General features: G+C 46.4%; 25 protein-coding genes and 1 riboswitch. Of the genes, 6 read left to right on the top strand and 19 right to left on the bottom strand.

Annotation, left to right across the window (positions count from 1 at the left end; genetic code table 11):
- Positions 1 to 108: 108 nt before the first annotated feature.
- From glmS to AOC28_RS03685, 5 genes are read right to left on the bottom strand one after another with little or no spacing between them, the layout of a single operon-like run.
- The gene (gene glmS / locus AOC28_RS03705) at positions 109 to 1,941 is read right to left on the bottom strand and encodes a glutamine--fructose-6-phosphate transaminase (isomerizing) (RefSeq protein ID WP_072582628.1); all 1,833 of its coding nucleotides are present in this window, start codon (positions 1,939 to 1,941) and stop codon (positions 109 to 111) included.
- Positions 1,941 to 3,434: a bifunctional UDP-N-acetylglucosamine diphosphorylase/glucosamine-1-phosphate N-acetyltransferase GlmU gene (glmU, locus tag AOC28_RS03700; RefSeq protein WP_072582627.1), complete on the bottom strand. Its 1,494-nt coding sequence runs from the start codon at positions 3,432 to 3,434 to the stop codon at positions 1,941 to 1,943. Before glmU ends, glmS begins: the two co-directional genes overlap by 1 nt.
- The gene (gene ttcA, locus AOC28_RS03695; RefSeq protein WP_072582626.1) at positions 3,431 to 4,339 is read right to left on the bottom strand and encodes a tRNA 2-thiocytidine(32) synthetase TtcA; all 909 of its coding nucleotides are present in this window, start codon (positions 4,337 to 4,339) and stop codon (positions 3,431 to 3,433) included. Before ttcA ends, glmU begins: the two co-directional genes overlap by 4 nt.
- A gap of 23 nt (positions 4,340 to 4,362) precedes the next feature.
- A complete protein-coding gene (locus AOC28_RS03690) occupies positions 4,363 to 4,758 on the bottom strand; it encodes a dihydroneopterin aldolase (RefSeq protein ID WP_072582625.1) in 396 nt (131 codons plus the stop codon).
- Between the two features lie 23 nt (positions 4,759 to 4,781).
- A complete protein-coding gene (locus AOC28_RS03685) occupies positions 4,782 to 5,591 on the bottom strand; it encodes an SDR family oxidoreductase (RefSeq protein WP_072582624.1) in 810 nt (269 codons plus the stop codon).
- A 25-nt stretch (positions 5,592 to 5,616) separates the two neighbouring features.
- Between AOC28_RS03685 and AOC28_RS03680 the strand changes: the two genes are divergently transcribed.
- Positions 5,617 to 6,804 carry an SAM-dependent methyltransferase gene (locus AOC28_RS03680; RefSeq protein WP_072582623.1) on the top strand — a complete coding sequence of 396 codons (1,188 nt, stop codon included), beginning with the start codon at positions 5,617 to 5,619 and terminating at the stop codon, positions 6,802 to 6,804.
- Positions 6,805 to 6,813: 9 nt separating this feature from the next.
- Here AOC28_RS03680 and AOC28_RS03675 read toward each other — a convergent pair whose 3' ends face one another.
- Genes AOC28_RS03675 through AOC28_RS03665 form a run of 3 tightly spaced genes read right to left on the bottom strand, consistent with a single transcriptional unit; the run spans position 6,814 to position 10,847 of the window.
- Positions 6,814 to 7,944, bottom strand: a complete 1,131-nt coding sequence (locus AOC28_RS03675) for a polynucleotide adenylyltransferase (RefSeq protein WP_072582622.1) — start codon at positions 7,942 to 7,944, stop codon at positions 6,814 to 6,816.
- Positions 7,944 to 8,852, bottom strand: coding sequence for a complex I NDUFA9 subunit family protein (locus tag AOC28_RS03670; RefSeq protein WP_072582621.1), 909 nt, complete (start codon positions 8,850 to 8,852; stop codon positions 7,944 to 7,946). The genes AOC28_RS03675 and AOC28_RS03670 overlap by 1 nt, the downstream gene beginning before the upstream one ends.
- A 36-nt stretch (positions 8,853 to 8,888) precedes the next feature.
- Positions 8,889 to 10,847 (bottom strand): lytic transglycosylase domain-containing protein, encoded by a 1,959-nt coding sequence (locus AOC28_RS03665; RefSeq protein ID WP_072582620.1) that lies wholly within the window; start codon positions 10,845 to 10,847, stop codon positions 8,889 to 8,891.
- Between the two features lie 84 nt (positions 10,848 to 10,931).
- Between AOC28_RS03665 and AOC28_RS03660 the strand changes: the two genes are divergently transcribed.
- Entirely contained in the window at positions 10,932 to 11,558 is a 627-nt protein-coding gene (locus tag AOC28_RS03660) for a 5-formyltetrahydrofolate cyclo-ligase (protein ID WP_072582619.1), read from the top strand.
- A 1-nt stretch (position 11,559) separates the two neighbouring features.
- Here AOC28_RS03660 and metF read toward each other — a convergent pair whose 3' ends face one another.
- The 3 genes from metF to metK all read right to left on the bottom strand — a co-directional run bounded on the left by metF (position 11,560) and on the right by metK (position 15,275).
- Positions 11,560 to 12,390, bottom strand: coding sequence for a methylenetetrahydrofolate reductase [NAD(P)H] (gene metF, locus AOC28_RS03655; RefSeq protein ID WP_072582618.1), 831 nt, complete (start codon positions 12,388 to 12,390; stop codon positions 11,560 to 11,562).
- Positions 12,391 to 12,421: 31 nt separating this feature from the next.
- Positions 12,422 to 13,867 carry an adenosylhomocysteinase gene (gene ahcY, locus AOC28_RS03650; protein ID WP_072582617.1) on the bottom strand — a complete coding sequence of 482 codons (1,446 nt, stop codon included), beginning with the start codon at positions 13,865 to 13,867 and terminating at the stop codon, positions 12,422 to 12,424.
- Positions 13,868 to 13,928: 61 nt separating this feature from the next.
- A riboswitch (S-adenosyl-L-homocysteine riboswitch) is annotated at positions 13,929 to 14,041 on the bottom strand.
- Positions 14,042 to 14,108: 67 nt separating this feature from the next.
- On the bottom strand, positions 14,109 to 15,275 hold the full coding sequence (gene metK / locus AOC28_RS03645; protein ID WP_072582616.1) for a methionine adenosyltransferase: 1,167 nt from the start codon (positions 15,273 to 15,275) through the stop codon (positions 14,109 to 14,111).
- Between the two features lie 203 nt (positions 15,276 to 15,478).
- Between metK and AOC28_RS03640 the strand changes: the two genes are divergently transcribed.
- Genes AOC28_RS03640 through dapF form a run of 3 tightly spaced genes read left to right on the top strand, consistent with a single transcriptional unit; the run spans position 15,479 to position 18,176 of the window.
- Entirely contained in the window at positions 15,479 to 16,339 is an 861-nt protein-coding gene (locus tag AOC28_RS03640) for a lysophospholipid acyltransferase family protein (RefSeq protein ID WP_072582615.1), read from the top strand.
- Between the two features lie 23 nt (positions 16,340 to 16,362).
- A complete protein-coding gene (locus tag AOC28_RS03635) occupies positions 16,363 to 17,262 on the top strand; it encodes a lipid A biosynthesis acyltransferase (protein WP_072582614.1) in 900 nt (299 codons plus the stop codon).
- A gap of 59 nt (positions 17,263 to 17,321) precedes the next feature.
- On the top strand, positions 17,322 to 18,176 hold the full coding sequence (gene dapF / locus AOC28_RS03630) for a diaminopimelate epimerase (RefSeq protein ID WP_202816823.1): 855 nt from the start codon (positions 17,322 to 17,324) through the stop codon (positions 18,174 to 18,176).
- A gap of 12 nt (positions 18,177 to 18,188) precedes the next feature.
- Here dapF and pyrE read toward each other — a convergent pair whose 3' ends face one another.
- Positions 18,189 to 18,857: an orotate phosphoribosyltransferase gene (gene pyrE, locus AOC28_RS03625; protein ID WP_072582612.1), complete on the bottom strand. Its 669-nt coding sequence runs from the start codon at positions 18,855 to 18,857 to the stop codon at positions 18,189 to 18,191.
- Between the two features lie 8 nt (positions 18,858 to 18,865).
- Between pyrE and AOC28_RS03620 the strand changes: the two genes are divergently transcribed.
- Positions 18,866 to 19,648 (top strand): exodeoxyribonuclease III, encoded by a 783-nt coding sequence (locus AOC28_RS03620; RefSeq protein WP_072582611.1) that lies wholly within the window; start codon positions 18,866 to 18,868, stop codon positions 19,646 to 19,648.
- A gap of 40 nt (positions 19,649 to 19,688) precedes the next feature.
- Here the strand turns inward: AOC28_RS03620 and AOC28_RS03615 are convergent, their stop codons facing one another.
- The 7 genes from AOC28_RS03615 to AOC28_RS03585 all read right to left on the bottom strand — a co-directional run bounded on the left by AOC28_RS03615 (position 19,689) and on the right by AOC28_RS03585 (position 25,986).
- Positions 19,689 to 20,996, bottom strand: coding sequence for an MFS transporter (locus AOC28_RS03615; RefSeq protein ID WP_237767739.1), 1,308 nt, complete (start codon positions 20,994 to 20,996; stop codon positions 19,689 to 19,691).
- Between the two features lie 16 nt (positions 20,997 to 21,012).
- Positions 21,013 to 21,606 (bottom strand): methionine biosynthesis protein MetW, encoded by a 594-nt coding sequence (gene metW, locus AOC28_RS03610; protein WP_072582609.1) that lies wholly within the window; start codon positions 21,604 to 21,606, stop codon positions 21,013 to 21,015.
- Positions 21,603 to 22,742, bottom strand: a complete 1,140-nt coding sequence (locus AOC28_RS03605; RefSeq protein ID WP_072582608.1) for a homoserine O-acetyltransferase — start codon at positions 22,740 to 22,742, stop codon at positions 21,603 to 21,605. Before AOC28_RS03605 ends, metW begins: the two co-directional genes overlap by 4 nt.
- Positions 22,739 to 23,389 (bottom strand): nucleoid occlusion factor SlmA, encoded by a 651-nt coding sequence (gene slmA / locus AOC28_RS03600; protein WP_072582607.1) that lies wholly within the window; start codon positions 23,387 to 23,389, stop codon positions 22,739 to 22,741. Before slmA ends, AOC28_RS03605 begins: the two co-directional genes overlap by 4 nt.
- 10 nt (positions 23,390 to 23,399) lie before the next feature.
- On the bottom strand, positions 23,400 to 24,302 hold the full coding sequence (gene argB / locus AOC28_RS03595) for an acetylglutamate kinase (RefSeq protein ID WP_072582606.1): 903 nt from the start codon (positions 24,300 to 24,302) through the stop codon (positions 23,400 to 23,402).
- Between the two features lie 13 nt (positions 24,303 to 24,315).
- The gene (gene dksA / locus AOC28_RS03590; RefSeq protein WP_072582887.1) at positions 24,316 to 24,693 is read right to left on the bottom strand and encodes an RNA polymerase-binding protein DksA; all 378 of its coding nucleotides are present in this window, start codon (positions 24,691 to 24,693) and stop codon (positions 24,316 to 24,318) included.
- A 222-nt stretch (positions 24,694 to 24,915) separates the two neighbouring features.
- Entirely contained in the window at positions 24,916 to 25,986 is a 1,071-nt protein-coding gene (locus tag AOC28_RS03585; RefSeq protein WP_072582605.1) for a GTP-binding protein, read from the bottom strand.
- Between the last annotated feature and the right edge of the window lie 56 nt (positions 25,987 to 26,042).

Raw genomic sequence — 26,042 nt, 5'->3', positions numbered from 1 at the left:
TTTACAAGAGTTATTTGAACACAGAAATGCAATCAGGGCTTCGTAAAGCCCTGATTTACCTACTGAATTTTGTCCACAACTTTAGATGAAAGTCAAACAAGTAAAAAATTATTCGACCGTAACGCTCTTCGCCAGGTTCCTGGGTTTATCAACATCAGTGCCGCGTGCGCAGGCTGTGTGATAAGCCAATAGCTGTAGGGGAACTACATGCAATATTGGTGAGAGGTTGCCATAGTGCTCAGGCAGCTTGATGACATTGATGCCTTCGCTACTTGAGATGTGAGTATCTTGATCAGCAAAAACATAAAGTTTGCCACCACGCGCTTTGACTTCTTGCATGTTGGATTTGAGTTTCTCCAATAAGACGTCATTAGGTGCAACAGTAACAACCGGCATCTTGTCTGTAACTAGAGCAAGCGGCCCATGCTTTAACTCACCTGCTGGATAAGCTTCAGCATGAATATAAGAAATCTCTTTGAGCTTTAATGCGCCTTCAAGCGCAATTGGATAGTGCATTCCACGGCCAAGGAATAGGGCATTTTCACATTTAGAAAATGCCTCGCTCCAAGCAATAATTTGTGGCTCAAGCGCTAGTACTGCATGAAGTGCTTTCGGTAGGTGACGCAAGTCACGCAGTAACTCTTTTTCTTTTTCAGGGGATATTCTGCCATCGCGTTTAGCAATCGAAACCGCTAAGAGATAAAGCGCTAAAAGCTGCGTAGTAAATGCCTTCGTTGAAGCCACTCCAATTTCAGCACCTGCCTTGGTCAAGAAATGCCAATCGGTTTCACGAACCATGGCACTACTAGCCACGTTGCATATAGCCAAAGTAAAGCGGTGACCCAAACTCTTAGCATGACGCAATGCCGCCAAAGTATCTGCTGTCTCACCAGATTGTGAAACCACCACAATAAGTGTTTTTGGATTAGGCACAGTGGTGCGATAGCGATACTCACTAGCAATTTCTACTTGAGTCGGAATGCCAGCAATATCTTCTAACCAATATTTAGCAACACATGCAGAGTAATAACTCGTGCCACATGCCAATATTAAAATCTGCTCGAAAGCTCTCCAGTCTTCTGGCTTAGCTTCAAATAGTTCAGGGCCAAAGTCAGCGATATTAGCAAGCGTGTCGCCAATTGCTCCAGGCTGCTCAAAGATTTCTTTTTGCATGTAATGCTGATAAGGGCCGAGATCAACTGAGTCAGCTTGAGCTGGCATAGGCTTCAACTCTCTTTGGGCGACCTTACCAGCTTGATCAGTTACCTCAACGGAATCAGCCTTGAGAACAGCTACATCACCTTCTTCCAAATACATCATGGAATGAGCGCGTCCTGCCAATGCCAAAGCATCAGAAGCCAAAAAGTGCTCATGATCACCAATAGCAACCACCAAAGGAGATCCAACGCGGGCGCCTACTAAAATGCTTGGATTATCTTGAGAGATAACGCCAATAGCGTATGCGCCATGCAATTGAGGGAGCACCGCTCTTACCGATGCTGCAATATCTTTTTGGCCACTAGCAACATATTGCTGGTGAATTAAATGGGCGATAACTTCAGTATCTGTTTCAGAGGTAAACACATATCCAGCAGCCTTTAAATCTGAGCGCAGAACTTCATAGTTCTCAATAATGCCGTTATGTACGACTGCAATTAAATCGTTTGAAGTATGTGGGTGTGCATTTTGGGTATCTGGCTTACCGTGGGTAGCCCAACGTGTGTGCGCAATACCCAAGGTGCCGAAAAAATCTTTACCTTGCTCACCTAATTCAGAAACACGTGCAGTAGTTCGAGCTCTTTCGATGGGATGCTTGGCATCCTCACCATTAATGACCGCAAAACCACAAGAATCATAACCACGGTACTCTAGACGGCGTAAACCCTCAACCAAAACATCAACAATATTTTTATGGGAGGCCGCACCAACAATACCGCACATTATTTTTTACCCTTTGCAGTTTTCTTAACCGGCTTCTTGACGGCCTTCTTCACAGCCGTCTTTGATGCTGCTTTTTTTACTGGTTTCTTTTCTTGCTTGACAGGGCGCTGCCACTGTAAGGAAATTTGTTTTGCTCGAGATACAGTCAGTTGATTGGCAGGAGCATCTTTAGTCAAAGTTGTTCCCGCACCCAATGTGGCGCCACGACCAACACGCACAGGTGCAACCAACTGAGTATCCGAGCCAATGAAGACATCATCCTCAATAATGGTCTGGTGTTTGTTAACGCCATCGTAGTTACAAGTAATAGTGCCAGCACCAATGTTGACTCTGGAGCCAACAATAGAGTCGCCAACATAAGCCAAATGATTGGCTTTGCTATTAGCGGCAATTTTGCTGTTCTTCACTTCTACGAAATTACCAATATGTACATCGTTTGATAAATCTGCGCCAGGACGCAAACGAGCATAAGGGCCAATTAATGATTGATTGCCCACTTTTGCGCCGTCCACATGGCTATATGCATAAATAGAAACGCCTTTGCCGATCACGCTATTGCGAATCACGCAATATGGTCCAACCTTAGTACCAGCATCTAGAGTTACACAACCTTCAAATACACAACCAACATCAATTGATACATCAGTGCCGCACTCTAAGGTGCCACGTACATCAATACGCGCAGGATCAGCAAGCGATACGCCTGCATCCATTAATTGATAAGCATTATTGAGTTGGTGTACACGCTCTAATGCAGCAAGTTGATCACGACTATTGACACCAATAGTTTCAAACTCATCATCAGCTTGCGTTGTTCGAATCGGCACGCCATCTTTAACAGCCATAGCAATCACGTCAGTCAAGTAGTACTCGCCTTGTGCATTGCTGGCGCGTAAAGACTTGAGCCACTTCTTTAATGAGTTCGTTGGCAATACCATGATGCCGGTGTTAATTTCTTGAATCGATTTTTGCGCTGGCGTTGCATCTTTCTCTTCAACAATCTCTTTTACAGAGCCGTCAGCATCACGAACAATCCGGCCATATCCAGTTGGATTGGCAAGGTTTTGTGTGAGGAGCGCAAGTGCACTGTCTTGACCGCGAACACCATCAGCTAACTTCGCTAATTTGGCTAGCGTCTTTTTTGTAGTGAGGGGAACATCGCCATACAAAACTAAGGTTGGCTCTTGAAGATCTAATTTAGGCAGGGCTTGCAATAGCGCGTGACCTGTTCCTTTTTGTTCCGCTTGCAGCGCAGTGCTTACTTTGCCAAAGCTTGGATCTTCCTTGCTTGTGTTTAGCAAGAATGTTTTTACATCTGCTGCGCCATGACCAATCACTACAACGGGGCCAGATTTAGCCTTCTTATCCTGTAGCGAAAGAGCGGTATTGAGAACGTGTTGGAGCAGGGGTTTGCCTGCGAGAGTTTGCAGGACCTTGGGCAGAGCGGATTTCATCCGCTTTCCTTGCCCAGCAGCCAAAATGACGATATTCATAAAGGGGGATTATAAGTCCCCTGAATCATGGTTCCACAGGCTAATTCATCCAATTCAGCCTCATCAATTGCCCTGTCGCCAGAAGATCTAGCAGCAATACCCGCTAACTCGGTGGAAATCTCCAGATTTTTGAAATCAAAGGCTTCACCATCCATCAAATGGGATGGGACGATGTGATGCATAGAGCGGAACAAGTTCTCCACTCGACCTGGATGCTTCCTTTCCCAATCGCGCAGCATTTCTTTCATGACCTGGCGCTGCAAATTGGGCTGACTTCCACATAAATCACAAGGAATAATCGGGAAGTTCATATCTGCCGCATAACGTTCAAGCAGTTTCTCAGGGACATATGCCAAGGGGCGAATCACAATATGCTTGCCATCATCTGAGCGCAACTTGGGCGGCATCCCTTTTAGCTTGCCCGCATAAAACATATTGAGCATCAAAGTTTCTAGAATGTCATCACGGTGATGGCCTAAAGCAATCTTCGTAGCACCCAACTCATCGGCAACACGATACAAAATGCCGCGACGCAACCGTGAGCACAATCCACAAGTGGTTTTCCCTTCGGGAATCACACGCTTCACAATGCTGTAAGTATCTTGTTCTTCGATGTGATACTGAACACCTAATTTCTTCAAGTAATTAGGCAAGATTTCGGCGGGGAAATTAGGCTGCTTCTGATCTAAGTTCACCGCAATAATTTCAAAATTGATTGGTGCACGCTCACGCAGCTTCATCAGAATATCGAGCATGGCATAGCTATCTTTACCGCCCGATACACACACCATCACTTTGTCACCATCTTCAATCATGCCAAAGTCACCAATGGCCTGACCTACCAAGCGGCAGAGTTTCTTCTCTAGCTTGTTTTCTTCGAAGACAACTTTACGAATATCGCCCATAAGAGTTCTTTTCTAAATTCTATTTAAGAAGTCTTGATACGAAATACTTCAACGCCTACCGAGTGGCAATCTGGATAGACATCTGGCTTAGCCGTACTTACACGCGCAGCCAACACCTTTGGGTGAAGCAACATTGCCGTCACGATGTCATCGCAGAAGGTTTCCTGCAAATGAATATGCCCCTGAAAGGCCCGAGCCTTAATAGTTTCGCGCATGAAGTCGTAATCCACTACTTCATCCAACTGATCATTCGTTGGCGTATTCATATCAAGGGGAATATATAAGTCCACATTGAGGATGACGCGCTGCTCTGCTTTTTTCTCAAAGTCATGAACTCCGATGTTGATATAAATCTCATAGTCCCGGAGAAATAAACGGCGACAGTCAACAAGAGCGGGATGAGAAAGAATAGCGTGCATGTATGTTTGCTTTTTAAAAATACTTAATTAGTTTTGAACATCACATCACGTGATGATGGCAATAAATGTTGCCCGCCGTCCACATATAAGGTGGTTCCGGTGATGGCGCTAGAGTCCGCCAAAAATACGGCTGCCTTTGCAATATCTGCTGGTGTTGAGGATCTTCCCAGTGGCGTCATTTGATGTGCTTTGGAAAAACCATCCATTGTTTGATCGCCTGATGGCAAAGAGATTCCTGGTGCTAATCCGACTACACGCAGATGGGGCGCGAAATCCATTGCCAATAATTCAACAGAAGAAAGTAGCGCTGCTTTAGATAATGTGTAGGACAAATAATCTGGATTGAGATTAATCAACTTTTGATCTAACAATTGAATTACCGCTGGAATTACACCAAATGTATTTGGCTTACTTTTTTGAAACTCAAACATCTGCTGAGATAGCAAAATTGGCGCGGTTAAATTGACTTGCATATGGTCTTGCAAACTTTTTCCACTTAACGGGGTACCGGAGTTCGCGCGGTCATATTCAAAGATAGACGCGCTATTTACTAAGCAGGCCAAATTAGGGAATATCTTGCTGACAGCCAAAAAAAGATTTTTAGTGGCAGCCTCATCAGCCAAGTCCGCCTGGAAAGCTTGGGCTTTCACACCCATCATTTCGATTTCTCTGATGGTTTCTTGGGCCTCTTGCTCAGATCGCCCATAATGAACGGCAACATCCCAGCCCTGACGGGCAAACTGCAAGGCAATTTCTCGACCCAGGCGCTTGGCGGCGCCAGTCACTAAAACTGCTTTTCCTTGCTGGGATGGGGGCGTTGAACTAGGGTTCAATTAAATTCTCTTAGACTAGCGAGCTATGGATATTACCTTGACCAGCCTTGAAACGGAGCATAGTGCACTTCTAAAGGCCCAAATAGCCTCTCAAATCGCCTTACAGGGCGGCTGGCTGACATTCTCTCGCTATATGGAGATGGCTTTATATGAGCCCGGCATGGGCTATTACAGCGCTGGCGCTCACAAATTAGGTGCCGGCGGCGATTTCACTACTGCCCCTGAATTAAGCCCTCTCTTTGGCGCAGCCATTTGCTCCACTCTCCTACCGGTACTTGAGGGACTCAAGGAAAAAGGCCTTCCCACTCAAATCTTGGAGTTTGGCGCTGGGACAGGAAATCTTGCTACCTCAATACTGACCCGCCTCAATGATCTTGGCTTTCATTTGGATCGTTACGACATTATCGAAATTTCACCAGACTTAGCACAGCGCCAACAAGAAAGAATTAGAAATACTGTTGGACAACTTCATCTTAAGACCCAATGCAATTGGTTAACGGAGTTACCCGAAAATTTCAAAGGCATCATTCTGGCCAACGAAGTGATTGATGCGATTCCTTGTGATGCCATCATTTATCAAAATGGATTTTGGTATTGGTACGGTGTTGCATTTGAGAATGACAAACTGATCTGGAAAGTAGGCCCTCCAGTCGAACAACAATTACTTCCTGAAAGCCTTCTCAGCGGCAACTTCTCTGAAGGTTATGTCACCGAACTACACGCGCCAGCAAATGCATGGATGCAACAAGTTGCAAAACATTTAGATGCTGGCCTATTCCTCACGTTTGACTATGGATTTCCTGAGAGCGAGTACTATCACCCGCAAAGGCTTGAGGGCACCCTCATGGCCCATCATCGCCACCATGCAATTCAAGATCCATTTCATCTACCTGGTCTTTGCGATTTAACAACGCACGTTGAATGGTCCCAAATTGCTCGTAGCGCGTTGGCTGAAAATGTGGATGATGTATACCTTACCAACCAGGCTGCGTATTTATTAGATGCTGGCATTGGTGACATTGCTTTAGAAATTGGCGACCCAAGTGATCCAGAAACCTTCCTGCCGATCTCCAATTCTTTGCAAAAATTATTGTCTGAAGCAGAGATGGGCGAACTCTTTAAAGCTTTTGCATTTTCAAAGAAATTAGAAAGTTTGCTACCGGGATATGTACTCGAAGATCTGCCGGGCCTACGCGGCAGAAATAGGCTGTAAGCGCTCGTTTTAAGAAGCTAGAGCCATAGTAATTGCAGACAACCTGGCAGATTCAAATGCGCTGCCAATCCGCTCGCCGTTGGATCGATCTTCTGCAGCTACGCCAGCAATAATTTCGGCTGTATTGATGGCTTGAGTAGTACGCATTGCATTGATCAAAGGGGAAACAGGCATTCCCAATTTATCCGCAAGATTCAAAAGTGCTTGTGCTCGATCTGGCTTACGCCAAACATCTGCACGGTTGAACCAATTCAAAACGTCAACCGCCTGATAAGAAGCATTGGGATACTTGTTTATCAAGGCCCTAAGATCGCTGAATATTTCACTGAAATCTCGCACATCAATTGGCATGCGCACACATTCAGCCCATGAACGAATTTCATTTGCGGGCAAATTCATTAAGGCAATTGCGCAGCGCTCTTCAATACTATTTCCAGCTAAGGAAAAATACGCGATGAGCTCTTCACGAAACGACTCTTCAGACAGTTGGGTGGTCAATGAAGGTCCCAGTATCGTTCTGGCAGCACCGGCATCCAATAAAACCTGAAATAAGCGCATCGGCTTAGAAGCAACTAAGCCCCTGGCTAATTCCTGCCAAATACGCTCCGCCGATAAAGCATTTAGCTCACCTGATTGGACAATTGCCTTTAGGGCGCTGAGCGTTTCAGGAGCAACACTAAATTCAGGAAAGCGTGCAGCAAAGCGAGCAATACGCAGGAGTCGCAATGGATCTTCTGCAAATGCATCTGACACATGACGAAATACTTTGGCAGCCAAATCTTCTTGACCGTTATAAGGATCAATAATAGGGCCGAATTGCTTTCCATCAGCGCCCACTTCTTGCGCCATTGCATTGATTGTTAAATCACGACGCTCTAAGTCTTGCTCCAGAGTGACGGAAGGATCGGCATGGAAGTTAAAGCCTTTATAGCCTTTACCAGTCTTGCGCTCAGTACGCGCCAGCGCATATTCAGCCTGCGTCTCTGGATGCAAAAACACTGGGAAATCTTTGCCTACGGGACGAAAGCCCTTAGCAATCATCTCATCTACGCTGGAACCCACCACAACATAATCAATGTCGTGCAAAGGCAAGCCCATGAGGGTGTCCCTAATGGCTCCGCCTACTGCGTAGATTTTCATTACTGCATGCCCTCTAGGCTGCGACGACTCATTTTGAATACTTCCGGCAACGCATCAACACTATTCGCTGGCAAAGTATTGGGTACTTGCATAGATGCAATATTGTCACGAGACATCAATGTAGGACCTGGCAAGAATTCGAATGCCAATGCCTGTAGATAACCCACAAAAGCTGGCACGGGAATGATGAGGCACGAGGTTTTAGCCTTACGAGCGGCAAACTCAACAATCTCTTTCATGGTGTAAACCGTTGGGCCAACCAAGTCATAGGACTGACGAATTGTTTGAGGCATCGATAAGGATTTAACAAATGCACTTGCAACATCATCTGCGCTCACCGGCTGAAACTGCGCCTGGGAATTTGCCAAAGGCATAGCTGGAAACAACTTAGTCAACTTAGAAAACAAATTAATAAATTGATCCTGCGCCCCAAAAATGACTGAAGGCCTAAAGATAGTCCAATCTAAATTGCTGGCCTTGACTGCAGCCTCGCCATCACCTTTGCTGCGCTGGTACATCGATGGACCATGAGAGTCGGCACCCAATGCGCTCATATGTAAATAGCGCTTTAAGCCATGGAGCTGCATTGCCGTAATAATGTTTTTAGGCAGCTCCACATGCGCAGCTTTAAATACCTTTCCATAAGGCTTAGCCGGCTTATCGTGCAGTACTCCGACCAAATTGATCACGGCACCATTTTTCTTAATGCGCTCACAAAGGCTCTGCAGCTCATCAAACTCATGAACATCAGCCTCTTCGACATGTACCTTGGGCAACATGCGTAATTCACGCGCGGCACCTAAATGGCCTGTTGGAACTAATACAGAATAACCCGCTAGTTGAAGTTGCGCAGCAATCACTCGCCCCACAAATCCATTGCCACCGATTAGAAGGATGTCATATTTCATAGGAAGCTTTCTTTGCTTAGCTCGGTGTTTGATTGTTTAAGGAAGCTCAGATTGAGTAGCAGCCTTCGGTGTAATGACACCTAGGCGCTGTTTTAAAGATTGTGGCTGACCACTCATCACCGATGAATAGTAATTTGCATTAGAGAGCACATTCTTCACGTACACACGTGTCTCAGTAAACGGAATAGTTTCAGCAAAAATAGCACCCTCTGTAGGGCCAGATAATTTTTCCCGCCAAGCCTTTGAGCGCGAAGGGCCTGCGTTATAGGCTGCAGAGGCCAAAACCCAAGACCCATCTAAATCGATCAAAACCATATTTAAATAATTACTACCTAAAGTTAAATTGGTATTCATATCACTCAATTTGTCATTGGTGTAATTGGGCATCCCAATTTTCTTAGCTACGTACTTTGCAGTATTCGGCATCACCTGCATTAAGCCAGATGCACCCACAGAAGAGGCAGCATTCATAATGAAGCGTGACTCTTGACGAATTAAGCCGTAAGCCCAAGCAAGATTGAGATCTATTTGACGCGCAATTGGAGATAGCTCTTCTTTGTACGGAGTTGGGTAGCGCAAGCTAAAGTCATGCTCTTGCTTGGTACGATCGGCAGTGTTAACGACACGGTCATATAAATTGATTCGTTTTGCATATTCGGCAGCTGCTAACAACTGCTTGTCGGTCATATTGCGTAATTCCCAATTCCATTCACGATTACCTTCGAAGCGAAGATTCATGGAATACAAGCGCTCACCACGAATAAAGCCCTTGCGGCTGGCCATTGCATCTATCTCCTGCTCAGTCACTTTCGTTTTAGCAGGCGCATTATTAGATTTGCCTAATTCTTCACGCGCAAGCTGGCCGTAGAAGTTATATTGATCCGCAATTATTTCAAAACTGTCTTTGGCCTTTGCGTCCTGCCCTTCAGCTTTGAGCGCACGACCATACCAATAGGTCCATGCGGGATCTTTAGCCCGCACCGCTGGGTTCATGCCATCAATCGCATTTTTAACTAGAGCCCAATCTTTAGCGCGCAAGCCTGCGCGCACTTTCCACTCTTGTGATTCGACCGAAAGGAGTTCGTTATAGCCCAGCTCTTGCTGTAAGCGATAGGCATCATCCGCATTGGGATCTAATTTTTTGGCTAAAAATTGTCCGATCACGCCCCAAGCAACGGCTTGGTTTTCTTTGCTATAGCGTGAAGCGTTTTGAGAAAAGTCGCGATAGGCCTTTGATGGATCAGCTTTTACAGCCTTAACAATATCTGCGATCGGATCTTCACCGCCAAGGCGACGTGCCATCGTGTCATAGCCCCTCTCGCTAGCCGCACGCCCAATAGCTTTAGCCTCACTCGGGGACATGCCACCTGCGGCCACCAAAGATGGAACCAATTCTTGACATGCTTGTCCAAAATAACTTGGGTCAAGCAACACTGCTCGAGAATCAATCGCTAATTTAGTTGGGTTTTCGCCTTGTGATAATTTTGATAGCAGGGAATAGCACTTCACTTGTGTATCGTCATCCAATACAAACTTAGCGTACTCCACATCAAAGCGTGCCCAGTCCCTACGCTTACCCAAAACCAATAACCAATCATTGCGCATACGGTCAGCCAATGCTGTGCCTTGATATTGATTTAAGAACGCGACTACTTGAGCATCTGCACCATAGTCATTACGCGCGCCGCCAGCACTATCAAATAACTGTGGCTTGATACGGAAGTAGGCTACATAGTCATCAAATGGATAGTTGACTAGATTCGATGAAAGTTGCTGAGTACGAAATACATCATTCTTCTTTGCAGCTTCGCGCAAATCGACAAACATCCGATCGGTATCGGTAATTTCAGCTGGGGCAGCTTTGCTTTCATAGGACTTGGGCAGGCTTGGCTTCTTCAGCTTTTCAGCATAGGAATTGGACGCGCCTAACGCTAGGCCCAAAACCAGAATTTTGGCCCACTCAAGATATTTGCTGTTTACTGTTACAAACTTCATTCTTCCGACTCAACCCTATCTCTATTTGCAAGGCTAGAGACCTTGCAGTAATTGATTACTATATCCTTTAATTTTCGCCTGATAATGGTTGATATGCACGGTAATTCACCAAAAACTCTTCGCCAAGATTTATTAAAACAACGCAAAGAAATTGCTGCTGGGAATGGCCATGCTTCTGTAGAAGCGGGCTTGATTGCAGGCCTCAATCATTTTTTAGCAAATGAAGGCAAATCCATTCGCTCAATCGCCCTTTATTGGCCCATTCAAGATGAAATTGATTTACGCCCCACTTTATTAAGCTGGATGAAGAATGTCCCTCAGCGTCGCTTAGCGCTGCCCTATGCACGCCCGGATAAGCATCTTGAATTCTACGAGTGGCAAGAGGGAGATGTATTAATTCCAAGCGCTCACGGCGTTCCTGAGCCCAGCCCAGAAAACACTGCCAGGCCACAACTCATTCCCGACTGCATCCTGATTCCCTGCGTAGGCTGGTCTAGCTCTGTTGTGAGCGGTAAAGCACACTACTGGCGCCTAGGCTATGGTGGCGGGTATTTTGATCGAACACTAGCCCAGCTGCGAAAAGACAATCCAAACCTCATTTGCATGGGGGTTGGATTTGATTGGCAAAAATTAGATGATTCTCAATGGGCTGCTCAAACACATGACGAGCCCCTGGATATGCTGTTGACGGAGTCTGGCTTACTTATTTGATTTACTTCGTTAAATCCAAATTGTCTGCAATCGCTAAAACTGCATCAGCCTGATTTAGCGAGTAGAAATGAATTCCAGGTGCGCCAGCAGTTAACAACTGATCGCACAAGTCGGTCACCACTTCTTCACCAAATGCACGAATAGACGCGACGTCATCACCGTAGGATTGAAGGCGTAAACGAATCCAGCGTGGAATTTCTGCGCCACAGGCATCAGAGAATCGTAATAATTGGCTGCTATTGGTAATCGGCATAATGCCGGCAATAATTGGCTGTGTAACACCTAATTCATAAGCCTCGTCTACGAAGCGGAAGTAAGCATCGCTGTTGTAAAAATACTGAGTAACCGCGGAGTTAGCGCCCGCCTTCATCTTTTGCACAAAGAAATCGATATCACTAGCAGGTGACTTCGCCTGTGGATGCGTTTCTGGATAAGCAGCTACATCAATATGAAACCAATCGCCTGTTTCTGAGCGAATAAATTCCACCAATTCATTGGCATGATGAAACTCGCCATACTGACCCATGCCAGATGGCAAGTCACCGCGCAAAGCCACAATGCGCTTCACACCTAAGGCTTGATATTGCTTGAGCATCTCGCGCACGCTTTCACGTGAGCTACCAACACAAGACAAGTGAGGAGCAACAGCCGCACCAGCAGCGTGAATGTCACTCACCACTTTTAAAGTACCGGACTGAGTAGAGCCGCCGGCGCCAAAGGTCACGGAATAAAACGCTGGCTTGAGTGTTTCACTAAAACGCTCACGCACAAGATGCAACTTAGTCTCACCTTCAGGTGTTTTTGGAGGAAAGAATTCAACGCTTAATTCCATGATTTTGGGCCTAGGTTTCTATGTGACTGGATTAATAACGGTAATGGTCAGCCTTGTATGGGCCTTCCTTCGTTACGCCAATGTAAGAAGCTTGCTGATCTGACAACACAGTTAACTCTGCATTGAGAGTCTTGAGCTGTAAGCGTGCAACCTTCTCATCCAAATGCTTAGGCAATGTGTAAACGCCGACTGGGTATTTATCTGTTCCTACTGCATTCCACAATTCGATCTGCGCAATCACTTGGTTTGCAAATGAAGAGCTCATGACATATGAAGGATGTCCTGTGCCGCAACCCAGGTTAACCAAACGACCTTTAGCCAAAATAATGATGCGCTTTTCAGGCTTGCCATTGGCAGCTGGGAAAATCACATGGTCAACTTGTGGCTTGATTTCTTCCCACTTGTATTTCTCAATACCAGCAACATCAATCTCATTATCAAAGTGGCCAATATTACAAACGATGGCTTGATTCTTCATCTTAGCCATGTGGTCATGTGTAATCACATGGTAGTTGCCTGTTGCAGAAACAAAGATGTCCGCTTTATCAGCAGCGTAATCCATCGTCACAACACGGTAGCCTTCCATTGCAGCTTGCAATGCGCAGATTGGGTCTACTTCAGTCACCCAAACCTGAGCTGATAAAGCACGCAATGCTTGAGCTGAACCCTTACCCACATCACCATAACCACAAACCACAGCGACCTTGCCAGCCACCATCACGTCAGTCGCACGCTTGATCGCATCTACCAAAGACTCACGGCAACCATAGAGGTTATCGAACTTGCTCTTAGTAACAGAGTCATTTACGTTGATTGCCGGGAATTTCAAATCGCCCTTAGCAAACATTTGATACAGGCGATGTACGCCAGTAGTCGTTTCTTCTGTAACACCCTTAACTTTTTCTAAGCGTGTTGAGTACCAAGTTGGATCTTGTGCCAATTTTTTCTTGATAGCAGCAAACAAAATAGTTTCTTCTTCGCTAGTTGGATTGTTCAAGCAAGCTTGATCTTTCTCAGCGCGCGCTCCAAGGTGCAACAACAAAGTAGCATCGCCACCATCATCCAAAATCATATTGGTGTAGCCGCCATCAGCCCACTCAAAAATGCGGTGAGTAAAGTCCCAATACTGCTCAAGGGTTTCGCCTTTAATAGCAAATACTGGCGTGCCGTTAGCAGCAATGGCTGCAGCAGCATGGTCTTGTGTAGAGAAAATATTGCAAGATGCCCATTGAACTTCAGCACCGAGTGCCTCTAGCGTCTCGATCAATACTGCAGTTTGAATGGTCATGTGCAATGAACCAGTAATGCGTGCGCCACGCAATGGCTGTTGAGCAGCAAATTCATCACGAATGGCGATTAAGCCTGGCATCTCGGTTTCAGCAATGGCGATTTCTTTGCGACCAAAGTCAGCCAAAGAGATATCAGCGATTGCGCAACGAGTTGCTACAAAGTTATTTAAATCAGAAACGGTATTCATTAATGCTCCAGCTAAATACGATCCAATGCTGGAGTAAAAACTCGCTAGCCATTGAATCATGGGTTAGCGAGCGCGGTTGCAATTAGCAAACTCCGGGGGTTACCTTAGAGCCCACTCCCTTCAAGCCTGGGGAAGTGCTGGGTCTCAGCATTCCTTGCAACGCTCCTTGAAGGTATGCCGTAATTGTAAACAATTACGGCATATTTCGCCTCAATACACCTACAAACTGCGTATTTCCTACTTACAGACCTGCTGCCGCACGTAATGCAGCCGCTTTATCTGTTTGCTCCCAAGTAAATTCTGGCTCTTCACGACCAAAGTGGCCATAAGCAGCAGTCTTTTTATAAATTGGGCGCAAGAGGTTAAGCATCTTCACGATACCTTTTGGACGCAAGTCAAAGTGCTCAGAAACCAATTGAGCAATCTTCTCATCCGAAATCTTGCCAGTACCAAAAGTGCTCACCATGACTGAGGTTGGTTTAGCAACACCAATCGCATAGGAGATCTGAATCAAGCACTTGCTTGCCAAACCAGCAGCAACTACGTTCTTCGCAACATAACGTCCAGCGTATGCAGCAGAACGGTCAACCTTAGATGGATCTTTACCAGAGAAAGCGCCGCCGCCGTGAGGAGCTGCACCACCGTAGGTGTCCACAATAATTTTGCGACCAGTTAAACCACAATCGCCCTGTGGGCCGCCGATAACAAAACGTCCAGTTGGGTTTACCAAGAAATTAATAGCGCCTTTGATCAAATGCTTAGGCAATACTGGTTTGATGATTTCTTCAATGACTGCTTCACGTAATTTTTCGAGAGAAATTTCTTCATCGTGTTGAGTAGACAACACAACAGTATCAATAGAATCCGGCTTGCCATCCACATAGCGCAAGGTCACTTGTGACTTTGCATCCGGGCGCAACCAGTTCAAACGGCCATCGCGACGCAACTGTGATTGACGCTCAACCAAGCGGTGTGACAAGTGAATTGGCAAAGGCATGAGCTCTGCAGTTTCATCACAAGCGTAACCAAACATGAGGCCTTGGTCACCAGCGCCTTGATCCAAGCCGTCATCATGGGCTTTATCAACACCTTGAGCGATATCAGGGCTTTGCTTGTCGTAAGCAACCAATACTGCACAACCTTTGTAGTCGATACCATAGTCAGTGTTGTCGTAACCAATTTCACGCAAAGTATTGCGAGCAACTTGGATGTAGTCAACGTTGGCGTTTGTAGTGATTTCACCAGCCAAAACGACTAAACCGGTGTTACACAAAGTTTCTGCTGCAACACGTGCAGTAGGATCTTGAGCCAAGATGGCATCAAGAATCGAATCAGAGATTTGGTCTGCTACTTTATCGGGGTGACCTTCAGAAACGGATTCTGAGGTAAAGAAGTAATCATTTGCCATTGCATATTCCTTTAATAATTAACACGATCATTGGGACAACTCGACGTGCCAGGAACTACAACGGCGACGCTTTAGCAGAATTTATGAATCGCCCTGCAAGTTGCCTTAACTCAGCGATGGATGGATTCTATCCGAAAAATGCCTAATTCAGCAAGGCATGCTGAAATCCACACACTGAGAGCGGCATTGAATATCATTAGGGGGTGCGAACACTCCTTCTCAAGCTCTGCCTTAATGCGATTGCCGTGCTTCCTCTTGCGCTAGTGCAAGTGATTGGGGCCTTTTTAGGCATGCTGGCTTACCTTGGCTCCAAGCAATATCGCTCACTCTTTAAATCCCAATACGAAGCAGTAGTTGACGCACGGGGCCTGCCATTCAAGCTTTGGGATGCAGTAAGGGCCTCTGGAATGCTGTTTTCAGATAGCTTGTGGATTTGGCGCAACCCTGCAAAAGCACTGAAATTAGTGGAAGTGCAAAACTGGGATGTGGTTGAGGCGGCGATCGGCGAAGGGCACGGCTTAGTGATGCTGACTCCTCACCTTGGTGGCTTTGAGATCATTCCACGTGTTCTCGCACAGCATTTCCCAGCAACGATTCTCTATCGACCTTCACGCCAAGAATGGCTCAATGAAGTAGTAGAAGAAGGTCGCGCCTATCCGAATATGCATTTCGTGCCGACCAACCTCAATGGCGTGCGCCAAATGACTAGAGCGCTCACCCGAGGCGAAGCGATTGGCATTCTTCCAGATCAAGTGCCTAGTGGTGGCGAAGGTGTTTGGGTCCCATTCTTTGGGCGTCCTGCATACACAACGCCATTACCGGCGCGCCTAGCCAATAGGAATAACACGCCAGTAGTCATGTTTACCGCTAAGCGCAAAGGTATTGGCCAAGGATGGCTCATGCAGGCTACTCGTCTTGCGCCTTTATCTGAAGATGCCAATCTTGCCGCCGCAGAACTCAACGTTGCAATTGAAAATGCAGTTCTGGTTGCGCCAGAACAATTTATTTGGTCATACAACCGCTATAAGCATCCCGCCGGTGCAGAATTGCCTCCAAGAAATTAAATAAATTCGTTATCATTTTTGAAATGACCTGGTTACAAAACCTCTTCAATTTCTTGGCGCTCAGTCTTTTGCGTCTCTTTGCCTTTCTGCCTTATACGATCACCATCCATGTGGGCTACGGCCTGGGCTGGCTTGCCGCCCATATTCCAAACAGCCGCACCCACGTAGTCAAGACTAATTTACGTTTGTGCTTTCCCACTCTCAGTGAAAAAGAACTTGATGATCTGGCGATTGAGCATTGGAAATTATTTGGCCGCAGCGTATTAGAGAGAAGTCGTATCTGGCTGGGTAGTGGCAAACAAATTACCGATATCGTCACCATTGAATCAGCGATTACTTTGGGAGATCGCAAGCCACGCCTACTGATTAATCCACACTTTGTTGGGCTTGAAGGCGGCTTTATGGCGCTTTCAGTATTGGCCAATCAACACGACTGGCCCTGTGGTGCAGGCCTTTATCAAAACATGAAGAATCCTTTCTTCAATCAAAAAATGATTGAGTGGAGAAATCGCTTTGGTGGGAAGTCCATTGAGCGACAGAGCCGCTTACGTGACCTGATTCGTGAAATTCAAACGGGTAACTTTATTTTCATTGCCCCTGATATTGACTTGGGTCCACGTGACTCTGTCTTTGTCCCTTTCTTTGGCATACAGACCAACACCATTACCTCAGTCTCGCGCCTGGCAAGACTCAGTGGCGCTGAGGTATGTTTGATGACAACTACCTTAAACAAAGACCGTAAAGGCTATACCTGCCATATTAGTGAGCCATTGCCAAACTTCCCTAGCGATGATGTTGAAAAAGATACTGCTCGCCTAAATCAATATATCGAGGAACTTGTTCAAGAAAGACCAGCAGAGTACTATTGGGTTCATAAGCGTTTTAAACACAGGCCCGAAGGCGAACCGAGTCTTTACGATTAAACGGAATTATTTTGAGCACCAATACCAACAATCCAGTACGCAAGCTTCGCTTCACCAAAATGCATGGTGCCGGCAATGATTTCATTGTGCTCAATGGTATCGACCAAGACTTAAGCGGTATCTCCAAGGAGCAATGGCAAGCCTTAGCCCATCGTCAATTTGGCATTGGCGCCGATCAAATTCTCCTAGTTGAAAAAGCCACGCGCCCTGATGCTGATTTTCGGTACCGCATTTTTAATTCGGATGGCGGTGAAGTTGAACAATGCGGTAATGGCTCGCGCTGCTTTGTACGATTTGTGCAAGACCAGGGCCTATCTAACAAGAATCCTTTGCGCGTCGAAGTGGCACACACCGTTCTGACTCTCAAGTCCCATCCGGATGGCCAGGTGGAGGTGGATATGGGTGCGCCAATTTTTGAACACAGCCATATTCCATTTAATGCGACTGGTTTGGCAAGCGTTCAAGAATTTCAAGAAACCCTCTATGCACTCCCTTTGAATTACCCAGCTACTCACGATAGTTTGGTGGGCGTCCTCTCAATGGGGAATCCACATGCCGTCCAAGTAGTTGGTGATGTCGATAGCGCACCCGTTTTAGAAGAGGGTCCTGAAATTGAAAAGTTTGCTGCGTTTCCTAAAAAAGTAAATGTGGGTTACCTGCAGGCGCTTAATCGCAATGAAATCAAACTTCGCGTCTTTGAACGGGGCGCTGGAGAAACCTTGGCCTGCGGTACCGGCGCTTGTGCAGCCGTGGTTTCAGGGATTCGCAGAGGCTTGCTAGACTCGCCAGTAAAAGTACATACCCGCGGTGGAGATTTGCAGATTGCTTGGGGCGGGGTAATTGATGGTGTTGCTCAGCCCGTCATCATGACCGGGCCTGCCGTTACTGTCTTTGAAGGTGAAACAACAATCTAAAAGTAGCTGCTTTTAGATTCCATATAGATCGCGATAGGCTTTTACTGCAGGCAAGTAATGAGTAAGCTGAGCATCACTAGAAGAGTTTAGGAAAGACATTAAGCCGGCTAAGTTAGCAATCGCGACAACTGGCAAACCAAACTCTTGTTCTACGGCCTGTACTGCAGACTTGTCTCCAATTTCAACAGCATTACCTGAGCGCTCCATACGATCCAAAGCGATCAATACCGCCGCAGGCTGTCCTCCCGCTTTGCGAATGAGATCTACGGATTCCCTAACTGAAGTGCCAGCAGAAATCACATCATCAATGATGACCACTTTGCCTTTTACAGGCGCACCAACCAGCATGCCACCTTCCCCATGATCTTTAGCTTCTTTGCGGTTGTAAGCATATGGAACGTTAATCCCATCATCTGCCAGTGCAATGGCTGTTGCCGCTGCAAGTGTGATTCCCTTATATGCCGGTCCATAAAGCATATCGAACTGAATACCCGATTCTTGCAAAGCTTTGGCGTAATAACGACCCAATGCGCTTAGACGAGCTCCATCATTAAATTCACCAGCGTTAAAGAAATAAGGTGAGAGTCTTCCCGCTTTGGTTTTAAACTCCCCGAAGGACAAAACCTTTGCCTCTAAGGCAAAACGAATAAAGTTATCTTGATTTGAATTATTTGAGCTCATAGGCCTACATGTTACGCATCATTTCCGCGAACCTCAACGGTATCCGTTCCGCAGTCAAAAAAGGCTTTCTGCCATGGGCTGTGAAGCAAAAGGCTGATTTCATTTGTATGCAGGAGCTTAAGGCTCAGCGCGATGATCTAGAGGACGCCATTCTGAATCCCGACGGCATGCATGGCTACTTCCATCATGCGGAGAAAAAGGGCTACAGCGGTTGCGGTATTTATACGCCCCATAAGCCAGATGAGGTCTTGTACGGCTATGGCAATGAAGAGTTTGATGCTGAAGGGCGCTATGTTGAAGCCCGTTTTAAAGGTTTATCAGTGATCTCTGTTTATATGCCCTCAGGCTCAAGCTCTGAGGAGCGTCAAGAAGCTAAATATCGCTACCTCGACAGCTTTCTGCCACATCTCGTTTCCCTAAAAAAATCTGGTCGCGAAATCGTCCTATGCGGCGATGTCAATATTGCCCATCAAGAAATTGACCTGAAGAACTGGAAAGGGAATCTCAAAAATTCTGGCTTCTTACCTGAGGAGCGCGCGTGGCTTACCAATCTCTTTAGCAAAGTAGGTTACGTAGACGTCTATCGACATCTTGAACCAGAGGCAACAGAAACTTGCTACACCTGGTGGAGTAATCGAGGCCAAGCCTATGCTAAGAATGTTGGCTGGCGAATTGACTATCACATCACCACCCCTGGTATTGCTGCTACAGCCAAGAAAACTGCGGTGTACAAGGACGAGAAATTCTCAGACCATGCACCACTTACCGTGGATTACGACTGGAAGATTTAACAAGTAACGGGGAGAATTTACTTTCCCCATTACTCCGCTTTTACTCCCCCTCTTTTTTGGTCTGCACGATCTTGAAATGAATCGTTGCCCAAATAAGAAGTAGGACTGGGGCGCCAATAATGGCAGTGCCGTAGAAGAATGCTTGGTACCCAAAGTTATCAACAAACACTCCGGAGAAGCCCGCCAACCATTTGGGCAAGAGCAGCATCATCGAACTAAACAGGGCGTACTGGGTAGCTGAGTAACGGATATTAGTAAGTGATGACAAGAAAGCTATAAAGGCTGCACTAGCGATACCAGAACTTAAATTATCTGCAGAGATGACCCAAATCAAACCATGTAAATCATGTCCTTGAGTGGCCAGCCAAGCAAACAATACATTGCTGACCGCCGAGAGAACTGCACCCACAAATAGAATTCGCAGCACGCCAAAACGCAATGTGAGCACACCGCCTACAAAAGCGCCGACCAAGGTCATCACCACACCGAATACTTTACTGACGGCTGCAACTTCATCTTTGGTGTAACCCATATCAACATAAAACGGATTGGCCATGATGCCCATCACGACATCACTAATACGGTAGATGGCAATTAAAGACAAAATCAAAATGGCATGCCAGCGATAGCGCGTAATAAATTCTGCAAATGGCTCAACCAAGGTTTGATAAAGCCAGGCCTTAGCAGTGCGTACTTTGGCTAATTCGTATCTTGCTGGCTCTTTACTCAAGAGCGTTGTAATCACTCCCACCCCGATAGAAACTGCCATACAAAGATAAGCAAACTGCCATGCGCTGGCGTCGTAGCCGCTGCCTGTTTCAGCCCGAGCAGCAAGCCAAAGCACGCCGGCGCCAGCCCAAATTAGGGCAAGACGATATCCAGTTTGATAAGTAGCAGCAAGGGCTGCTTGATGGTCACTATTAGCTGACTCGATACGAAAAGCATCTAATGCGATATCTTGAGTGGCAGATCCAAAAGCCACCAAGAGCGCACACCAAACAATGGAATTGAGTGCCAGCTTGGGATCTAAAGTCGACATACCGACTAGGCCCAAAATAATGAGTGCTTGCGCAAAGAGTAACCAGCTGCGACGGCGACCAAATAATTGAGTTAAGAGTGGGATTTGTAGGCGATCCACAAGCGGAGCCCAAACCCACTTAAAAGCATAGATCAAACCAACCCAAGTTAAGTAACCAATGGTGCTGCGATCAATGCCGGCTTCACGCAGCCAAAAGCTCAGTGTTCCTAGAATAAGTAATAGAGGAAGTCCTGCGGAGAAGCCCAAGAACAACATGCGCAAACAAGGCCATTCGAGATAAACCCGAAAGTCTTGAAGCCAGGACTTCACTACATGGAGTTGCTTGTTAGGCACGACGAATGCGGAATAAAGCGAGGCTACCAAATAAATTTGGCATCAAAGTCACCTGGCGACCCTCATGCAAGATGCATTGATCGATTACCTTCAGGCCAAGGCTTGAGGCTAACTTCTCAAAGTCAGCAACCGTGAGTACGCGTACGTTAGGCGTGTTGTACCACTGGTAAGGCAAGCTCTTAGAAACTGGCATGCGGCCAAGACCAACAGCCAATCGATGAGACCAATGTCCGAAGTTTGGGAAGGAGATCACCGACTCCTTACCTACCCGCACTACCTCACGCAAAATCTTTTCAGTTTGATGAATAGTTTGCAGAGTTTGTGACAGCACAACTGTGTCAAAACTACCATCCTCAAAGAGCGCTAAGCCGCCCTCTAAATCCTGCTGAATGACATTCAAACCCTTTTGCACGCAAGAGAGTACGCGTGAATCATCAATCTCAACGCCATAAGCGTGAACCGGTTTTTGTTTCTGTAAAAACTCCAAGAAACTACCATCGCCACAACCGAGATCCAAGACTTGAGTATTGGGTGCAATCCAATTAGCTATGGCAGCAAAGTCGGCACGCTTATTAAAATTGCTCATGCTTGAACCTCACGCATTTGCTTAAAGTAAGCGCGGACCAGGTTGTGATAACGCTCGTCATCCAACAGGAAAGCATCATGCCCATGTGGCGCATCGATCTCAGCATAGGTCACTTCACTCTTATTGCTCAGCAAAGATTGCACAATCTCGCGACTACGATCCGGTGGGAAGCGCCAGTCGGTTGAAAAGCTGACAACCAAAAACTTGGCTTGTACTTCCGCTAGGGCGCGATTCAGACTGCCATCGTAACGACGTGCAGGATCAAAATAATCTAGTGCGCGTGTAATCAATAAATAAGTATTGGCGTCAAAGTAGGTTGAAAACTTATCACCTTGATGGCGTAAGTAACTTTCAACCTCAAACTCAACATCAAAGCTGAAGCGATAGTCATTTGACTCGCCATTAGGGCGCTGCAATTCTCGTCCAAATTTTTCTGCCATGTCATCATCAGACAAATAGGTGATGTGACCAACCATGCGCGCCAAACGTAAACCGCGTTTTGGTACAACGCCATGCTCGTAATAGTTACCACCATGAAAATCAGGGTCAGACAGAATGGCATTACGCGCCACTTCATTGAAAGCAATGTTTTGTGCGCTCAGCCTTGGGGTAGATGCCACCACCACGCAGTGATCTATGCGCTTAGGAAACTGAATGGCCCAAGCCATAGCCTGCATGCCGCCCAAGCTTCCGCCCATCACTGCAGCAAACTTACGAATGCCCAATTTATCAGCCAGGCGGGCCTGAGTATTCACCCAATCCTCAACCGTAACCACCGGAAAATCTGCGCCATATGGCTTGCCGGTAGCAGGATTGATGCTCATTGGCCCAGTAGAACCAAAACAAGAACCTAAATTATTAACGCCTATGACAAAAAAATGATTGGTATCCACTGGCTTGCCCGGGCCAATCATGTTGTCCCACCAACCAATATCTTCTGGATTATCTGGACTTGGTCCCGCTACGTGGTGAGATGCATTGAGCGCATGACAAACGAGAACGGCATTACTTTTATCGGCGTTGAGCTTGCCATAAGTTTCAATTACCAAATCATAGCCAGACAAGATGGCGCCACTCTGCAAAGGCAGGGGCTCGGCAAAATGAATAGTATTTCTAGAGAGGTGTAGCTCGCTCATTCTGACAGGAGAAGGCGCAGACTAACATCGGAGGCTTCAGTTGGCAGCTTCTTAAATCCGCTACGGGCAAAGCGATGCCAACGACCCAAAACAAAACTCATCAACATTGCAGCACGGATGCTGACCTCTTCCTGACCCAACTGCGCCCAATTGCCACCTTGGGTTTGGGCGATACGTAGAGCTTGCTTAAGAGATGCCTCGACACGATCGAGCACTTGAGTAATGCGCTCTTGAAGACGATCATCTTCTTGCAATAAAGCATCGCCCAATAAAACACGAGTCATGCCAGGATTCTTTTCAGCAAAGAATAAAAGCATTTGCAAGATACCGCGCGCCTGAGCAAGGCCGGATTCTTCTTTTTGATTAATTTGATTAATCAATCCAAAAACAGTTTGCTCAATAAAAGAAATTAGGCCCTCGAACATTTGCGCCTTGCTGGCGAAGTGACGATATAGAGCCGCTTCTGATACTTCAATCTTGGCTGCTAAAGCCGCCGTAGTGACACGCTCACCCTTCGGGTTTTGTAACATCTCAGCAAGCACTTGCAGAATCTGTAAGCGGCGTTCGCCTGGGCGAGGGCGCTTACGAGCTACACCAGCGTCAGCGTTTCTGTCGTTGATGTTTGCTGGCTCTAAGGACTCGCGCATGTTTATCTACTTATCTAGAGCGGATCATCGTACCAAACGCTTGCTCGGTCAGAATTTCTAACAATAAAGAATGCTCAATGCGGCCATCAATGATGTGCACTGAATTCACGCCGCTCTTAGCCGCATCTAATGCAGAAGAAATCTTCGGCAACATGCCACCAGAAATAGTGCCATCAGCAAAGAGTGCATCAATTTCTCGCGCAGTTAAATCTGTCAGTAACTTACCGTCTTTATCCATCACGCCCGGAATGTTAGTCATCATGACCAACTTCTCTGCGTGAAGAATTTCAGCCATCTTGCCAGCCACCAAGTCAGCGTTAATGTTGTAAGCCTGGCCTTCTGCACTAAAGCCAATAGGAGAAATCACCGGAATAAACGCGTCATCTTGCAGAGCCTTAACAACAGCAGGATTAATTGCTTCAATTTCACCAACAAAACCGATATCTATTTTTTTGCCTGGCTCCGTGTCACTCGGAATCATCATTTTTTTAGCATGAATCAAGCCGCCGTCTTTACCTGTCAAGCCAACAGCCTGGCCACCAAAGTGGTTGATCAACATCACAATATCCTGCTGCACCTCGCCACCTAGAACCCACTCCACTACTTCCATGGTTTCTTCATCGGTTACGCGCATACCTTGAATAAAAGTGCCGGTCTTACCAATCTTCTTTAAGGCCTCATCAATTTGTGGGCCTCCGCCATGAACCACTACTGGGTTCATGCCGACCAGTTTTAACAAGATAACGTCGCGCGCAAAACTTTCTTTGAGGCGCTCTTCCACCATCGCGTTTCCGCCGTACTTAATCACAATAGTCTTGCCGTGATACGCGCGGATATAAGGCAAAGCCTCAGCAAGAATCTCCGCCTTTAATAAAGGAGAGATATCACTAATAGTTGGTAAATGCTTAGTCATCGCTACTTAAAATTTATTCGCCAAATAATTTTTGACGGAGTTCACGACGCTCTTGAGCCTCAAGAGATAAATTGGCTGTAGGCCTTGCAATTAAACGGTTCAAGCCGATTGGCTCACCAGTTTCTTCGCACCATCCATAGTCGCCAGATTCAATGCGCGCCAATGCTTGTTCTACTTTTTTGAGCAGCTTGCGCTCACGGTCACGCGTGCGCAATTCCAATGCATGCTCCTCTTCAATCGTTGCACGATCGGCAGGATCAGGAACCAAAATATTTTCACGCAGATGCTCTGTTGTCTCAGAGGCATTCTTTAAAATGTCGTTTTTAAGAGTGAGCAGTTTTTGACGGAAAAAATCTAACTGCGCAGCACTCATGTAGTCCTTGTCGGACATCTTGAGCAACTCTGCCTCAGTTAATGGAGCACCTTTTGCAACCTTAGCGCTCGCAGCCTTGCTACTAGCTTTTGCAGCGGTTGCTGGTTTTGTTGCTGTTTTTACCGTCATCTCATTCTTTCCTGGTTTGAAGCATTATTGCCTCATTCTGCCAAACTTTTACGGCCCTTTTATTAATATTCATCAATATGGGCCGTGGCGGCGGATTGTACCCGAATCTTGCTAGGCCAAACAGCCCTCAAGCCCTGCCAATAGGGTGTCCTTGGGCAAATCGATGCCTATGAAGACCATACGGGTTTGCTTGGGTTCTGTGCCCCATGGGCCAGCTAAATCACTGCCCATCATCTGGTGAACGCCCTGGAACACTACTTTTCGGCTGCTTCCCTTCACGTAGAGCACGCCTTTATAGCGCAACATCTTCTCTCCAAAGACCTCCAAAATGCCCCCCAGGAAGTCTTCCAACTTTTTGTGATTAAAGGGTTTATCACTACGAAAAACAAAGGATTGGATACGATCAGTATGGCCAGCATGGCCATGGTGTTGGTGCTGGTGGTCGTGACTATGATCATGGCCACAGGTACTATGATCATGATCGTGACTATGGTCGTGACCACAATCCGCATGGTCATGGTCGTCCCGCTCCAAGAAATGAGGGTCAATATCCAGCTTGGCATTGAGATTGAAGCCCTTGAGGTCTAAGACAGCATTCAAGGGCACCACACCCTTAGAAATGCCTGTAATAGGCGCCCTTGGATTCATATGCATTAAGCGATTACGTAAGGCATCTACATCAGCAGGCGTCACTAAATCGGTCTTAGTAATAAAGATTTGGTCGGCAAAGCCAACTTGGCGCTGAGCCTCTTCGTGCTCATTGAGTTGTTGCTGACCGTGCTTGGCATCCACCAGAGTCACTACAGCATCTAAAACATAATGATCTGCTACATCATCATCCATAAAGAATGTCTGAGCGACGGGGCCAGGATTAGCAACACCTGTAGTTTCAATGACAACGCGATCAAAGCTAATCTTCTTATCTTTACGCTGCTCCCAAAGCTCATTTAAAGCATCCACGAGATCGCCACGAATGGTGCAGCAAATGCAGCCATTGCTCATTTGCACAATGTTCTCTTGGTTATCTTGCACCAAGATGTCGTTATCAATATTCTCTTCACCGAACTCATTCTCAATGACGGCAATTTTTTTGCCATGCTCTTCAGTCAGGATGTGTTTAAGCAAAGTAGTTTTGCCGCTTCCCAAGAAGCCCGTCAAAATCGTTACTGGAATTAATGCCATGGATGATCCAATCAAAATCTAAAAGCCAACAATTCCCAAAGCGGGAAACCTTCTAT

The organism is Polynucleobacter sp. MWH-Adler-W8, assembly GCF_001889925.1.
In the GTDB taxonomy this organism is placed as follows: Bacteria; Pseudomonadota; Gammaproteobacteria; order Burkholderiales; family Burkholderiaceae; genus Polynucleobacter.
Note: the sequence above shows the minus strand (reverse complement) of the source record. Positions and strands in the feature narration are given on the sequence as shown.

Bases quoted from the DNA above. Each gene is read 5' to 3' on its own strand.
- dksA (WP_072582887.1), bottom strand. From the start codon at position 24,693: ATGTCCGACAAGGACTACATGAGTGCTGCGCAGTTAGATTTTTTCCGT.
- AOC28_RS03635 (WP_072582614.1), top strand. From the start codon at position 16,363: ATGACCTGGTTACAAAACCTCTTCAATTTCTTGGCGCTCAGTCTTTTG.
- pyrE (WP_072582612.1), bottom strand. From the start codon at position 18,857: ATGAGCTCAAATAATTCAAATCAAGATAACTTTATTCGTTTTGCCTTA.
- AOC28_RS03665 (WP_072582620.1), bottom strand. From the start codon at position 10,847: ATGAAGTTTGTAACAGTAAACAGCAAATATCTTGAGTGGGCCAAAATT.
- argB (WP_072582606.1), bottom strand. From the start codon at position 24,302: ATGACTAAGCATTTACCAACTATTAGTGATATCTCTCCTTTATTAAAG.
- AOC28_RS03620 (WP_072582611.1), top strand. From the start codon at position 18,866: ATGTTACGCATCATTTCCGCGAACCTCAACGGTATCCGTTCCGCAGTC.
- metF (WP_072582618.1), bottom strand. From the start codon at position 12,390: ATGGAATTAAGCGTTGAATTCTTTCCTCCAAAAACACCTGAAGGTGAG.
- AOC28_RS03690 (WP_072582625.1), bottom strand. From the start codon at position 4,758: ATGCACGCTATTCTTTCTCATCCCGCTCTTGTTGACTGTCGCCGTTTA.
- AOC28_RS03585 (WP_072582605.1), bottom strand. From the start codon at position 25,986: ATGGCATTAATTCCAGTAACGATTTTGACGGGCTTCTTGGGAAGCGGC.
- ttcA (WP_072582626.1), bottom strand. From the start codon at position 4,339: ATGGGCGATATTCGTAAAGTTGTCTTCGAAGAAAACAAGCTAGAGAAG.
- glmS (WP_072582628.1), bottom strand. From the start codon at position 1,941: ATGTGCGGTATTGTTGGTGCGGCCTCCCATAAAAATATTGTTGATGTT.
- AOC28_RS03605 (WP_072582608.1), bottom strand. From the start codon at position 22,742: ATGAGCGAGCTACACCTCTCTAGAAATACTATTCATTTTGCCGAGCCC.
- slmA (WP_072582607.1), bottom strand. From the start codon at position 23,389: ATGCGCGAGTCCTTAGAGCCAGCAAACATCAACGACAGAAACGCTGAC.
- metK (WP_072582616.1), bottom strand. From the start codon at position 15,275: ATGGCAAATGATTACTTCTTTACCTCAGAATCCGTTTCTGAAGGTCAC.
- AOC28_RS03660 (WP_072582619.1), top strand. From the start codon at position 10,932: ATGGTTGATATGCACGGTAATTCACCAAAAACTCTTCGCCAAGATTTA.
- metW (WP_072582609.1), bottom strand. From the start codon at position 21,606: ATGAGCAATTTTAATAAGCGTGCCGACTTTGCTGCCATAGCTAATTGG.
- glmU (WP_072582627.1), bottom strand. From the start codon at position 3,434: ATGAATATCGTCATTTTGGCTGCTGGGCAAGGAAAGCGGATGAAATCC.
- AOC28_RS03680 (WP_072582623.1), top strand. From the start codon at position 5,617: ATGGATATTACCTTGACCAGCCTTGAAACGGAGCATAGTGCACTTCTA.
- dapF (WP_202816823.1), top strand. From the start codon at position 17,322: ATGCATGGTGCCGGCAATGATTTCATTGTGCTCAATGGTATCGACCAA.
- AOC28_RS03670 (WP_072582621.1), bottom strand. From the start codon at position 8,852: ATGAAATATGACATCCTTCTAATCGGTGGCAATGGATTTGTGGGGCGA.
- AOC28_RS03675 (WP_072582622.1), bottom strand. From the start codon at position 7,944: ATGAAAATCTACGCAGTAGGCGGAGCCATTAGGGACACCCTCATGGGC.
- ahcY (WP_072582617.1), bottom strand. From the start codon at position 13,867: ATGAATACCGTTTCTGATTTAAATAACTTTGTAGCAACTCGTTGCGCA.